At 62.6% G+C, this 11,916-nt stretch carries 13 protein-coding genes and 1 tRNA gene; 10 read left to right on the top strand and 4 right to left on the bottom strand.

Translation table 11 applies throughout. The features are described from left to right. Positions 1-419 precede the first annotated feature (419 nt). Both IFU00_14285 and IFU00_14290 read left to right on the top strand, forming a co-directional pair. A complete protein-coding gene (locus tag IFU00_14285; protein MBD8543451.1) occupies positions 420-2,243 on the top strand; it encodes a DUF4832 domain-containing protein in 1,824 nt (607 codons plus the stop codon). A gap of 343 nt (positions 2,244-2,586) precedes the next feature. Continuing rightward, positions 2,587-2,871, top strand: coding sequence for a hypothetical protein (locus IFU00_14290; protein ID MBD8543452.1), 285 nt, complete (start codon positions 2,587-2,589; stop codon positions 2,869-2,871). A gap of 129 nt (positions 2,872-3,000) precedes the next feature. On the opposite strand, the gene IFU00_14295 is transcribed toward IFU00_14290, so the two are convergent. Both IFU00_14295 and ispB read right to left on the bottom strand, forming a co-directional pair. Then, positions 3,001-3,077: transfer RNA gene (locus tag IFU00_14295), tRNA-Pro, on the bottom strand. A gap of 53 nt (positions 3,078-3,130) precedes the next feature. Continuing rightward, positions 3,131-4,120 (bottom strand): octaprenyl diphosphate synthase, encoded by a 990-nt coding sequence (ispB, locus tag IFU00_14300; GenBank protein ID MBD8543453.1) that lies wholly within the window; start codon positions 4,118-4,120, stop codon positions 3,131-3,133. Positions 4,121-4,395: 275 nt separating this feature from the next. Between ispB and rplU the strand changes: the two genes are divergently transcribed. The 7 genes from rplU (at position 4,396) to IFU00_14335 (ending at position 9,978) form a co-directional block, all read left to right on the top strand. After that, positions 4,396-4,707 (top strand): 50S ribosomal protein L21, encoded by a 312-nt coding sequence (gene rplU, locus IFU00_14305; protein ID MBD8543454.1) that lies wholly within the window; start codon positions 4,396-4,398, stop codon positions 4,705-4,707. Between the two features lie 43 nt (positions 4,708-4,750). Beyond that, entirely contained in the window at positions 4,751-5,032 is a 282-nt protein-coding gene (rpmA, locus tag IFU00_14310; GenBank protein ID MBD8543455.1) for a 50S ribosomal protein L27, read from the top strand. 109 nt (positions 5,033-5,141) lie between these two features. Next, a complete protein-coding gene (gene obgE / locus IFU00_14315; protein ID MBD8543456.1) occupies positions 5,142-6,254 on the top strand; it encodes a GTPase ObgE in 1,113 nt (370 codons plus the stop codon). Between the two features lie 27 nt (positions 6,255-6,281). After that, positions 6,282-6,683: a hypothetical protein gene (locus IFU00_14320; GenBank protein ID MBD8543457.1), complete on the top strand. Its 402-nt coding sequence runs from the start codon at positions 6,282-6,284 to the stop codon at positions 6,681-6,683. After that, positions 6,680-7,798 (top strand): glutamate 5-kinase, encoded by a 1,119-nt coding sequence (locus IFU00_14325; GenBank protein MBD8543458.1) that lies wholly within the window; start codon positions 6,680-6,682, stop codon positions 7,796-7,798. The genes IFU00_14320 and IFU00_14325 overlap by 4 nt, the downstream gene beginning before the upstream one ends. Positions 7,799-7,953: 155 nt before the next feature. Continuing rightward, entirely contained in the window at positions 7,954-9,528 is a 1,575-nt protein-coding gene (locus IFU00_14330; GenBank protein MBD8543459.1) for a HAMP domain-containing protein, read from the top strand. A gap of 90 nt (positions 9,529-9,618) precedes the next feature. Then, positions 9,619-9,978, top strand: coding sequence for a nuclear transport factor 2 family protein (locus IFU00_14335; protein MBD8543460.1), 360 nt, complete (start codon positions 9,619-9,621; stop codon positions 9,976-9,978). On the opposite strand, the gene nth is transcribed toward IFU00_14335, so the two are convergent. Next, positions 9,975-10,682 (bottom strand): endonuclease III, encoded by a 708-nt coding sequence (gene nth, locus IFU00_14340; protein ID MBD8543461.1) that lies wholly within the window; start codon positions 10,680-10,682, stop codon positions 9,975-9,977. The two genes, IFU00_14335 and nth, sit on opposite strands and share 4 nt — an antisense overlap. Before the next feature lie 5 nt (positions 10,683-10,687). Further along, positions 10,688-11,365 carry an electron transport complex subunit RsxB gene (rsxB, locus tag IFU00_14345; GenBank protein ID MBD8543462.1) on the bottom strand — a complete coding sequence of 226 codons (678 nt, stop codon included), beginning with the start codon at positions 11,363-11,365 and terminating at the stop codon, positions 10,688-10,690. Between the two features lie 172 nt (positions 11,366-11,537). Between rsxB and IFU00_14350 the strand changes: the two genes are divergently transcribed. Then, positions 11,538-11,879 carry an RcnB family protein gene (locus tag IFU00_14350; protein ID MBD8543463.1) on the top strand — a complete coding sequence of 114 codons (342 nt, stop codon included), beginning with the start codon at positions 11,538-11,540 and terminating at the stop codon, positions 11,877-11,879. Positions 11,880-11,916: the final 37 nt, after the last annotated feature.

Raw genomic sequence — 11,916 nt, forward strand, 5'->3', positions numbered from 1 at the left:
CGATAGCACATCGTTGTAGCCACAGCACGCCCAGCAGGGGATGTCTGTGTGCGCTTTCTCGCGTCATGTCATGGGAAGACCAATCCGTCTTCTCGTCGCCAGTTATCCACCATAGCGTTTTGCCGCGCTCCCCGCCGCTAGCTGATCGCCAGTCGATACAGCTAGTCCATTTCAGCAGGTCCTGCGGATATCCCTGCCACTCCGATGCGAGCGGCAGCGGGATCGTCACGCTCTTCGTCTGCGGATGCTTCCCGCCACTTGCGCTGCAAGCGGCGACTGGATCGTCACGCGCCGGTTGTTGGATTTTTATATAAAGCGATTATCAAATGTCACCTATTCACATCAATTCCATTCCTTCCGTACGTCGCCCAATCGGGCTCGCACTGCTGTGCGCCGGGCTTCTTTCCAGCCCGGCGCTGATGTCGGCTGCCGTCGCTGCGCCTGTGGCGCTGGCCTCGGTCACGGCGGGCCCGACGACAGCCAGCAGCGACGGCACCAATCTTAGCATCCGCATTCGTTACGCCGGCACGCCGGCCTGGGTGCGCGTGTACATCGATAACGATGCCGTGACCACGACCGGCTATGCATTCAACGGCGTCGGCGCCGGTTACATGATCGAGAATGGCCGCCTGTACCGCTACAGCGGCAGCAACGGCTCCTGGGCCTGGACCTTCGTCAAAACCGTGCCGTACGCATCGGCCAATAACCTGGCAACGATGACGGTGACTCGTGCCGAGCTCGGCGGCGCGGACAACATCAGCCTCATCACCCAGACCGATCCACCAGCGCAACTCTCGCCGATCCTGCGCCTGTCGATCACCAAGACGACGCCGACACCGACACCGACGCCAACGCCAACACCGACGCCAACGCCGACGCCAACACCAACGCCGACGCCCACGCCGACGCCGACGCCGACGCCAACGCCAACGCCGACCCCAACGCCAACCCCGGGCACCACGGTGCCAGTGAACTACACCGCCAGCACGGCCGTCATCACCAACCCGGAGCGCGGCTTTTATCGCCACGTTGGCTGCGAGACGCCGCTGAGCCAATCGCAACTGACGAGCTTCCGCACGTCGGGTGGTGAATCGTTGATGCTGTGCGTGTTCTATCTGCGCAGCTTCGTCAACGCACCGATCAGCCAGTCCACGCTCAATCTGTTCCAGCAACAGATGGACACGGTGCGCAAGGCTGGCCTGAAAGCCATCGTCCGCTTCGCCTACAACGACAACAACTCACCGGTGGATGCGACCCCGGCGATGGTCAACACCCACCTGACGCAGCTGGCACCGTACCTGACGGCCAACAAGGACATCATCGCCGTCGTGCAGGCCGGCCTGATCGGTGCGTGGGGCGAGTGGGGCAACACCAACAACTATGGCGACAGCTACAACATGACCGCCAAAAACATTGCTGACCGCAAATCTGTGGTCGACAAGCTGCTGCAAGTGGTGCCTGCTGAACGCATGGTGCAGTTGCGCATGCCGCTGTTCAAGACCAAGCTGTACACCCCGACCGCCTTGAGCGCGAGCGAGGCCTACAACGGTTCGGCCAAGGCGCGCCTGGGCCACCACAACGATTGCTTCCTGTCCAACGCGTCGGACTACGGCACCTACATCAATCCATCGGTGGAGTTCCCGTACCTGGCGGCGGAAACGAACTACGTCGCATCGGGCGGCGAGACCTGCAACTATGCGCCGCCACGCAGCGATTGCCCGACTGCCCTTGCCGAAATGGGTCGCTTCCACTGGTCGTACCTGAACCTGGACTACAACACGACGGTGCTGAACAACTGGAAAACGCAGGGTTGCTTCACCCAGGTCAAGCAAAAGCTGGGCTACCGCTTCGTGCTCAAGAGCGGTGCGTTCTCGCGCACGGCGAAACCGGGTGGCGGCTTCGTCGTCAACCTGCAGCTGCAGAACGAGGGCTGGTCGGCGCCATTCAACAGCCGCGACGTGGAACTGGTGTTCCGTAACACGGCGAGCGGGGCAACCCATCGCGTCAAGCTGGCAACCGACCCGCGCCATTGGCTGTCGAACCAGACCGTGACGATCAACCAGACCGTGGCGCTGCCGGCCAATATGGCGGCGGGTTCGTACTCGGTGCTGCTGAACTTGCCGGATCCACAGACGTCGCTGCGCGATCGTCCCGAGTATGCGATCCAGCTGGCCAACAGCAATACGTGGGAAGCGTCGACCGGGTTCAACAATCTGCAGCATACGGTTGGCGTTGCGCCGTAAGCCGCATATGCAGCATCGCGGCCTGATGCCGAAAGGCGGGTAATAAAAAAGCCAGGCCGGTTTGCCGGTCTGGCTTTTGATTGTCTGGTCGGGGTGAGAGGATTCGAACCTCCGGCCTCTACGTCCCGAACGGAACCTCTGATTTTGTATTCGTGTCCTGGGCCGGGCTAAATTTTTATAAATCAAAGTATTGTTGAAAACTCAAAAACGTTTCGGCGTTCTCTTCAGGGCGTGCTGGGCTGTAAGCTGGCGCCTGAACGTCGGCGGCACGGCACTGATGTAGACTGGCAACTTGTGGTTGATCGACCGCATCAGACCATCTTTCAGACCAGGACAGCACACGATGAACAGTTTTGCCTCATGGCAGGCACGGGCTGCGGAATACAGCGCCACCAACAAGCGTGACACCGTGTTGTTTCTGGCATATGAAGCGGCGTCGGCATCTGAGGCCAGTGCCGCAGGCTTTGAATTGATGGGAACGAGCTGGGACGCCAATGGCGTCGAGGTCAAGGCGTATAAAGCCAAGCCGCCGGGCGTGCCGGAATTCGGGTGTGTCATTTGCGGTAAAAATTCGCAGTACTACCATGGCGTGTATTGCTGCGGAAGGAAACGGGTTCTGATGCTGTGAACGCTGCAATCGCAGCATGACGACAATCGCAACGTGACGCGGCGCGGTATCGCGCAAGACGACCACTGATCCAGGCATGGACAAATGAAAAGCCAGACCGGCTGACGCGTCGTCTGGCTTTTTGTTGTCTGGTCGGGGTGAGAGGATTCGAACCTCCGGCCTCTACGTCCCGAACGTAGCGCTCTACCGGGCTAAGCTACACCCCGACGATTCGGGATGTACGTACAACCACCCCGGGATGGTCGTAATATAAAATCGCTTAGTGGTTCCTGTCAACGGCAAAGCTGCTCAGTTGCAGCAGGCTGTTCTTGAACAGGCTGTCGGGCAAGCCGGCAATCGCTTCCGATGCCCGGCGCGCCGCTTGTTCGGCCTGTGCCCGCGTGTAATCAAGCGCACCGCTCGACGTCACGGCGGCCAGCACGGCGTCGAATTGTGCTTCGTCGCCTTGCTCGATGCAGCTGCGCACCAGTTCGCGCTGCTCTGGCGTGCCGTGTTCCATCAGCCAGATCAGGGGCAGGGTCGGTTTGCCTTCGCGCAGATCGTCCCCCAGGTTCTTGCCGATCTCGGCGGCGTCGCCAGCGTAGTCGAGCACGTCGTCGATCAGCTGGAATGCGGTGCCCAGCGAGCGGCCGTATTCGCCGGCGGCGGCGATCTGGGCGTCATTCGCGCCGGCGATCAGCGCGCCCAGTTCGGCAGCGGCTTCGAACAGCTTGGCGGTCTTGGAGCGGATCACGAGCAGGTAGCTCGCTTCGGTCACGTCCGGGTCGTGCATGTTCAGCAGTTGCAGCACTTCGCCTTCGGCGATCACGTTGGTGGCGTCGGACAGGATCTGCATGATGCGCATGCTATCCAGGCCAACCATCATCTGGAACGCGCGCGAGTAGAGGAAGTCGCCGACCAGCACCGAGGCGGCGTTGCCGAACAGCGCGTTGGCGGTCTGGCGGCCGCGGCGCATTGACGATTCGTCGACGACGTCGTCATGCAGCAGCGTGGCGGTGTGGATGAATTCGACGACGGCGGCCAGCTCGTGGTGCGCGGTGCCCCGGTAGCCATAGGCATTGGCCAGCAGCAGCACCAGTACTGGACGGATGCGCTTGCCGCCGGCACTGATGATGTACTCGGCGATCTGGTTGACCAGCGTGACTTCGGAATGCAGCCGCTGGCGGATCACCGTGTTGACGGCCTCCATATCGGGCGCGATCGACTGGACGATGGTGTTCTGTTGGGCGTGTTGGGTAGCGGCTGACAAGGCTGACCTGCGTGAGCGTTGGGTTAACTATAAGAGTGAGGCGATTATACGTCATGGGAGGGCGAACCGTCGGGCTGAGAGGGGTGCGCTTGCGAGAGAGCGGGCGATGCAGCCATGGATGCTGCCCGATGCCGTGAAGCGATCGCCGAATGGTTTTGACGCACTGCACCGACTTATGTATAATCCTCTGTTCCCCGGCTTAAGATTAGTCCTGCGTGTCAAGCGCAGGTCGACGCGCCGAGGGGTTCTTTTAACATTTGATGAGGTTTCAAATCATGTACGCGGTCATAAAAACCGGTGGCAAGCAATACAAAGTTGTCGCTGGTGAAAAACTTAAAGTAGAACAGATACCGGCAGACATTGGTTCCGAACTCACGATCGATCAGGTCCTCGCCCTTGGCGAAGGCGAAAGCATCAAGTTTGGTGCTCCGCTGGTCGAAGGTGCAACGGTGCTGGTGAAAGTGGTTTCGCAGGGTCGCCACGACAAAGTGCGTATCTTCAAGATGCGTCGTCGTAAGCACTACCAGAAGCGTATGGGCCATCGCCAAAACTTCACCGAAATCCAGATCGTTTCGATCAACGGCTAATCCCCGTTTCCGGTCCCCAGCAACGTCATCCAGGAGTAAATAAATGGCACACAAAAAAGGCGGCGGTACTACCCGCAACGGCCGTGACTCAGAAAGCAAGCGCCTCGGCGTGAAGATCTACGGCGGCCAGGCAGTCAATGCCGGCGGCATCATCATTCGTCAGCGCGGCACCCCAGTGCGCGCCGGCACCAATGTCGGTACGGGCAAGGATCACACCCTGTTCGCGCTGGTCACTGGCACCGTCAAGTTCGTCAAGCAAGGCGTCGGCTCGAAGCAGTTCGTGACCGTCGTTGCTAACGAAGCAGCGGAAGCAGTCGCAGCGTAATAACGCACTCGCGCCGCTTCCGAGCGGCGCTTCTTTGCAAGGCGCAAGCCTTCCATCGAAAGGCTCTGCCCACGGTAGGGCCTTTTTTAGTTTTTAAGCGGTCACAATCATGAAGTTTATCGACGAAGCAAAAATTGAAGTCATCGGAGGCGACGGCGGCAACGGATGCGCCTCGTTCCGGCGCGAAAAGTTCCGCCCATTTGGCGGTCCCGACGGCGGCGATGGCGGCACGGGCAGCTCGATCTTTGTGGTTGCCGACCGCAACGTCAACACGCTGGTCGACTTTCGCTATTCGAAAGTCCACACCGGCAAGCATGGCGAACCGGGCCGCGGCTCGGATTGCTATGGCAAGGGCGCCGAAGACATCTATATGCGCATGCCGGTCGGCACGCTCATCATCGATGATGTCAATGGCGAAATCATTGCCGACCTGACCGAACACGGCCAGACCGAACTGCTCGCCAAAGGCGGCGAGGGCGGCTGGGGCAATATCCACTTTAAAAGTTCGACCAACCGCGCCCCGCGTCAAAAGACCGAAGGCAAGGAAGGCGAGCGTCGCACGTTGCGCCTGGAACTGAAAGTTCTGGCGGACGTGGGCCTGCTGGGCATGCCGAACGCCGGTAAATCGACCTTCATTACCGCCGTCTCGAACGCGCGCCCGAAGATCGCCGATTACCCGTTCACCACCTTGCACCCGAATCTGGGCGTGGTGCGCGTGTCGCACGAAAAGAGCTTCGTCGTGGCCGACATTCCGGGCCTGATCGAAGGCGCCGCCGAAGGCGCGGGCCTGGGTCACCAGTTCCTGCGTCACCTGGCGCGTACCGGCTTGCTGCTGCACATTGTCGACCTGTCGTCGTTCGAAGCGAACATCGATCCGGTCAAGGAAGCCAAGGCCCTGATCAAGGAACTCGAAAAGTACGACGAAGAGCTGCTGAACAAGCCACGCTGGCTCGTGCTCAACAAGCTCGACGTGCTGGACGAGGCCGAGCGCAAGAAGCGCGTCAAGGACATGATCAAGCGCCTGGCCTGGAAGGGCCCGGTGTTCGAGATTTCGGCGCTGAACCGCGAAGGTTGCCAGGAACTGATCAACGCGATCTACCTGCACCTGGAAGAAAAGCGTCATGCCGAGCACCGCGCCGAAGAAACCGCGATGACCGAAGAAGCGCGCGGGATTTCGTCGATCGATCCGGACGATCCACGCTTCAAGATCCTCGAAGACTGACCCTTGGCCGGCGGCGCTCCTCAGACCCTGATCTGGTCGCGCGCCTGGCTGCGTGGCCAGTTGCTTCAGCTGGTCGCAACCGTCAGCTCGCTGGCCTCGCTGGCGGCATTGCTCGATCCCGACCGTATTGCGTCGGCAATGGGCCTGTTTTTGGTTGGCGTGAATGGCTACAGCCAGTTCTACGCCATCTATGTGGGCGTGCGCCTCGCTACCGCGGGGTTGGCGCTGTTGGCGGCCAGGCACGGCGATCTGCCGATCCTGGGCGACTTGACTGCCTTGTTCCTCCTGGCCCAGCCGGCCGGCCGCCTTGCGGCGGCCTTCGCAATCGGCTTGCCCACGGGGGTCTTATTCGCTGTCTGCGCGGTTGAACTGCTGGCAGGACTTTCCCTGCTCGCATTGCGACCGCGGGGAAAATTCCTGTCGCCATGAACTCCGCTCTCCAACAAGCTTCCCGCATCATTGTCAAGGTCGGCTCCTCCCTCGTCACCGACGAGGGCAGGGGGCTGGACCATCATGCCATTGCCCGCTGGGCATCCCAGATTGCCGCGTTGCGCGCTCTTGGCAAGGACGTGGTCCTGGTCAGCTCGGGCGCCATTGCCGAAGGCATGCTGCGCCTGGGCTTCACGAAGCGCCCCACCGATATCCACGAACTGCAGGCGTGTGCCGCCTGTGGCCAGATGGGCCTGGCGCAAATCTATGAAACCAGCTTTCGCGCGCACGGCGTGCAAACGGCCCAGGTGCTGCTCACGCATGCCGACCTGGCCGACCGCGAACGCTACCTGAACGCGCGCTCGACGCTGACCACCTTGCTGCGCCTGAAGGTGGTGCCGATCATCAACGAGAACGATACCGTCGTCACCGACGAGATCAAGTTTGGCGACAACGACACCCTGGGTGCGCTGGTGGCCAACCTGATCGAAGCCGATGCACTTGTCATCCTGACGGACCAGCCCGGCTTGTACTCGGCCGACCCGCGCAAGAACCCGGATGCGCGGTTGATCGCGCACGCCCAGGCCGGCGACGTGGCACTGGAAAGCATGGCGGGCGGGGCCGGCAGCAGCATCGGCAGTGGCGGCATGCTGACCAAGGTGCTGGCGGCCAAGCGCGCTGCGCGCTCCGGCGCGCATACCGTGATCGCCTGGGGGCGCGAGCCGGATGTCCTCACGCGTCTGGCGGGTGGCGAAGCGATCGGCACGCAGTTGCTGGCCCCGACCGGCCGCCTGACGGCGCGCCGCCAGTGGATGGTCGACCATCTGCACACGAGCGGCGAAGTCGTCATCGACGCCGGCGCCGCAGCCAAGCTCACGCGCGAAGGCAAGTCGCTCCTGCCGATCGGCGTCATCGCCGTCAAGGGCGAGTTCGGCCGCGGCCAAGTGGTTACCTGCGTGGACGAAGCGGGCAAGCCGCTGGCGCGCGGATTGACCAATTATGCGAGCAGCGAAGTGCGGCGCATCATGCGTCATTCCTCGACCGAAATCGAACGCATCCTGGGCTTCGTCGAAGGGCCTGAGCTCATCCATCGCGACAATATGGTCTTGCTGTAGACAGCGAGCACTAACCAACCGGCTGTTGCGCCAATCTGACGCAACGGCAGGTTTGTATCCAAAATCGTCCAAAAATATTGCCGTATAGATTCAAGCGTTACGCTTGGGGATACACTGCGCTTAAGCGCTTCGCGCGTATATATTCAGGACCTGCCATGAAACTAAGTCGCAAATTACCACTGGGTTTTGCCGCCGTCACCTTGCTCGTCGCCTGCGCAGGCTTCTTCGGCATGGCGCAGCTGAACAGCTCGGTCGACACCTATCGCCAGGCGGTGGTCACCGAAGGCCAGGCACAGCAAGTGCAAGCGTTGCTGTCCCATTTCCGCAAGCAGGTCCAGGAATGGAAGAACACGCTGTTGCGTGGCAAACAGGAAAGCGAACGGGTCAAGTACTGGAACGCGTTCCAGAAGAACGAGACGGAAGTCGCGCAACAGGTCAAGGCCTTGCTGGACGCCATGCCCGAAGGCGAAGTGCGAACGCTGGTGACGCAGTTCGGCGCGGCGCACGCGACCATGGGTGCGGATTTCCGGCGCGGCTACCAGGATTTCGAAGCGGCCGGTTTCGATGCCGGCGCCGGCGATATCGCCGTCAAGGGCAAGGACCGTGCTCCAGCCGAGTTGCTGGTGCAGGCCCAGGAAAAGATGTCGGCCCTCAGCCTGTCCAGCGCGGCCCAGGCCGATGCGGTCGGCAAACAGGCCACGCTGCTCAGCTATAGCCTGATGCTGGTGGGCGCCGTCGTGGCCGTCATCGCCGGTATCCTGGTGTCGCGTTCGATCACGCGGCCGCTCGACGAAGCGGTCGAGGCCGCGCGCAGCGTCGCGGCGGGCGATCTGCGCACTGCGATCACGGTGCGCAGCAACGATGAAACGGGCCAGCTGCTGATGGCGCTGAAGGAGATGTCGGCCAGCCTGCAGCGCATCGTGCTCGAAGTGCGGGGCGGGGCCGAGACCATCGCGGTGGCATCCGGCGAAATCGCGCAGGGCAACCTCGACCTGTCGGCCCGCACCGAGCGCCAGGCCGGCGCGCTGGAAGAGACGGCGTCATCGATGGAAGAACTGACCTCGACCGTCATCCAGAATGCCGACAATGCGCGCCAGGCCAGCGTGCTGGCCGTGTCGGCCTGTGATGTGGCGGTCAAGGGCGGCAAGGTGGTCGAGCAGGTGGTGGGCACGATGGCGTCGATCAGCGCGTCGTCGCGCAAGATCACCGACATCATCGGCGTCATCGACAGCATCGCGTTCCAGACCAATATCCTGGCGCTCAACGCGGCGGTCGAAGCGGCGCGCGCCGGCGAGCAGGGCCGTGGCTTTGCCGTCGTGGCCGGCGAAGTGCGCACCCTCGCGCAGCGTTCGGCAACAGCGGCGAAAGAAATCAAGGACCTGATCGGCGAATCGGTGGCCTGCGTGGAAACGGGCGACCGGCTCGCCGGCGAAGCGGGCGTGACGATGGGTGAGATCCTGGCCAGCGTGCGCGGCGTGATGCACATCATCACCGAGATCAGCGCCGCCAGCAGCGAGCAGAGCCAGGGTATTTCGCAGGTCAACCAGGCCGTTACCGAGATGGATGTCACGACCCAGCAGAATGCGGCGCTGGTCGAGCAGGCCGCTGCCGCAGCGCAATCGCTGCGCGAGCAGACGGTGGCGCTGACGGAAGTGGTCAGCGTGTTCAAGGTCGAAGAGCCGACCGGTGTCGTAGCACCGCCCCGTACCAAACTGGCACTGGCTGCTTGACACGGACCGGGTGCGCGGTAAGATGCCCGCGCGCCCGTAGTGCCGGGATGGGCCCGGCAACCGGTGGCGCACCTTGTGAGCCACCATCCGATGACGCCACTTTCACCTTCCGCCGTGGTCCAGGCGCAGCTCGACGCCTACAACGCCAAAGACCTCGATGCACTGATGGCCACCTATGCGCCGGAGGCAGCGCAATTCGCGCTGCATGGCGACCTGCTGGCGCGCGGCCACGACCAGATCCGGCCGCGTTACGAACAGCGTTTTCTCGAGCCTGACCTGCACGCGCGGCTGCTGTCGCGCACGGTATTGGGCAACTTCGTCACCGACCTCGAGATCGTGACCCGCAACTTTCCAGAAGGTCAGGGCACGGTCGAGATGTTGTGCGTCTACGAGGCGGTGGACGGGCGCATCGTGCGCGCCTCGTTCGCGACCGGCGAGACCCGGATCTAACTTGCCGCAGGTATCGCGGCCTCAGCTGCCGTGGCCGCAGCAACAGCAGCCGGCTCGAGAAGACCCGCCGGTGCCGGCGTCTTGTCCTTGAACTCGCACAGGTCGGCAATCAGGCAATTCCAGCATTTGGGCTTGCGCGCCACGCAGGTGTAGCGCCCGTGCAGGATCAGCCAGTGGTGGGCGTCGTGCAGGAATTCCTTTGGCACGAACTTCAGCAGCTTTTGCTCGACGATGTCGACGTTCTTGCCCGGAGCGATCTTGGTGCGGTTCGAGACGCGGAAGATGTGCGTGTCGACCGCCATCGTCGGTTCGCCAAAGGCCGTATTGAGCACGACGTTTGCCGTCTTGCGGCCCACGCCCGGCAGCGCCTCGAGCGCTTCGCGCACGGGCGGCACCTCGCCGCCATGCTGTTCGACCAAGATCTGGCAGGTGGCGATCACGTTCTTGGCCTTCGTGTTGTACAGGCCAATGGTCGCGATATAGGTCTTGAGCTCATCGATGCCCAGGTCGAGGATCGCCTGCGGTGTGTTCGCTACCGGGAACAAGCGGCGCATGGCCTTGTTCACGCCGACATCGGTCGACTGGGCCGACAGCAGGACCGCGATCAGTAATTCGAACGGCGTCGAAAATTCGAGCTCGGTGGTGGGCGTCGGGTTGGCGGCGCGAAAGCGCGTGAAAATCTCGTAACGTTTGGCGGAATTCATGCAGGTCAGGTCGGGTCGGTATTGCCGGCGGCCTTCAGGCGCGCGCGTTCCATGGCGGCGGCGATGATCGCGCGCTTGCGCTCTTTTTCTGCCAGCTCTTCGGGAGTATTGGTCGCTTCGGCCGTGACTTCACGCATTTTCTGGACGGCCTTGGCGGCCAGTCGCGCGTCATTCTCGTCGCGTTCGCGGCGCAGGCGCGCTTCGCGGAAGTCGTGGCGGCTGCGCGCCGCATCGGCGGCCGGCTGGCTCCAGGCATCCCAGCCGGTGCGCTCACCCGTGACCGGCACCATTGCGATGCAGTCGACCGGGCAGGGCGCCACGCACAGGTCGCAGCCGGTGCACAGGCTCGGCAGGATCGTGTGCATCTGTTTGGCCGCGCCCAGGATCGCATCGACCGGACACGCCTGGATGCACAGCGTGCAGCCAATGCACAGCGCTTCGTCGATGAAGGCCACAGGGCGCGGACGCTCAATGCCATTGGCCGGGTTGATCGGGATGACAGCGCGGCCCGTGGCGGCGGCCAGGCGGCGCACGCCTTCCATGCCGCCGGGCGGGCACTGGTTGATGTCGGCTTCGCCGCTGGCGATCGCTTCCGCATACGGACGGCATGCGGGATAGCCGCACTTGGTGCACTGGGTCTGCGGCAGCAGGTCTTCGAGCTGGTCGGCGAGGGGTTTGGTCACGGTGTGGCGGATCTGGTAAAGCCGACATTATCCGCCAAAATGCCGGGCGCTGCGGTGAAACCCGGCGCGCCGGCATGGCGTGGAAACGGGAGCCTCACGTGCGTGGTCAATCGAACAGAGGCGTGGGCCGTAACCTGCTGTACTATAAACCGATCCACCGACGAGGACTGACATGAACGAATTGATCGCCCCGTTGCTGTTTGCTGCCATTTTTTCTGCAGGCGACAACCTGCACACGCGCAACACCAAGGACAGCCATGCCACGGCGCCGCCCGAGCAGACCGAGGTGCTGGCGCTGCCATCTCTGTACCGCAGCGTCGAATCCAGCGGCGAATTGCGCCGTGGCGAGCGCTTGCCTGCACGCTATCAGGCCGCCCAGTACGTGGTCGAGGACTGGCGCAAGCTGCGCCTGACCAAGCCACCGCGCGGGCATCAGTGGGTGCAGGCCGATCGCAGCTTCGCGCTCGTGGCCATCGCGACCGGCCGGGTCGAGCAGGTGGTGCTGGGGCGCTGAGCGCATCTAGAGCACAAAAAAAATGCCATGGCGCTTG

The sequence above is a fragment of the Oxalobacteraceae sp. CFBP 8761 genome (assembly GCA_014841595.1).
Lineage (GTDB): Bacteria > Pseudomonadota > Gammaproteobacteria > Burkholderiales > Burkholderiaceae_D > Telluria.

Excerpts from the sequence above, each read along its gene's own strand:
- IFU00_14285 (MBD8543451.1), top strand. The coding sequence starts at position 420 with ATGTCGGCTGCCGTCGCTGCGCCTGTGGCGCTGGCCTCGGTCACGGCG.
- IFU00_14290 (MBD8543452.1), top strand. The coding sequence starts at position 2,587 with ATGAACAGTTTTGCCTCATGGCAGGCACGGGCTGCGGAATACAGCGCC.
- rplU (MBD8543454.1), top strand. The coding sequence starts at position 4,396 with ATGTACGCGGTCATAAAAACCGGTGGCAAGCAATACAAAGTTGTCGCT.
- rpmA (MBD8543455.1), top strand. The coding sequence starts at position 4,751 with ATGGCACACAAAAAAGGCGGCGGTACTACCCGCAACGGCCGTGACTCA.
- obgE (MBD8543456.1), top strand. The coding sequence starts at position 5,142 with ATGAAGTTTATCGACGAAGCAAAAATTGAAGTCATCGGAGGCGACGGC.
- IFU00_14325 (MBD8543458.1), top strand. The coding sequence starts at position 6,680 with ATGAACTCCGCTCTCCAACAAGCTTCCCGCATCATTGTCAAGGTCGGC.
- IFU00_14330 (MBD8543459.1), top strand. The coding sequence starts at position 7,954 with ATGAAACTAAGTCGCAAATTACCACTGGGTTTTGCCGCCGTCACCTTG.
- IFU00_14335 (MBD8543460.1), top strand. The coding sequence starts at position 9,619 with ATGACGCCACTTTCACCTTCCGCCGTGGTCCAGGCGCAGCTCGACGCC.
- nth (MBD8543461.1), bottom strand. The coding sequence starts at position 10,682 with ATGAATTCCGCCAAACGTTACGAGATTTTCACGCGCTTTCGCGCCGCC.
- IFU00_14350 (MBD8543463.1), top strand. The coding sequence starts at position 11,538 with ATGAACGAATTGATCGCCCCGTTGCTGTTTGCTGCCATTTTTTCTGCA.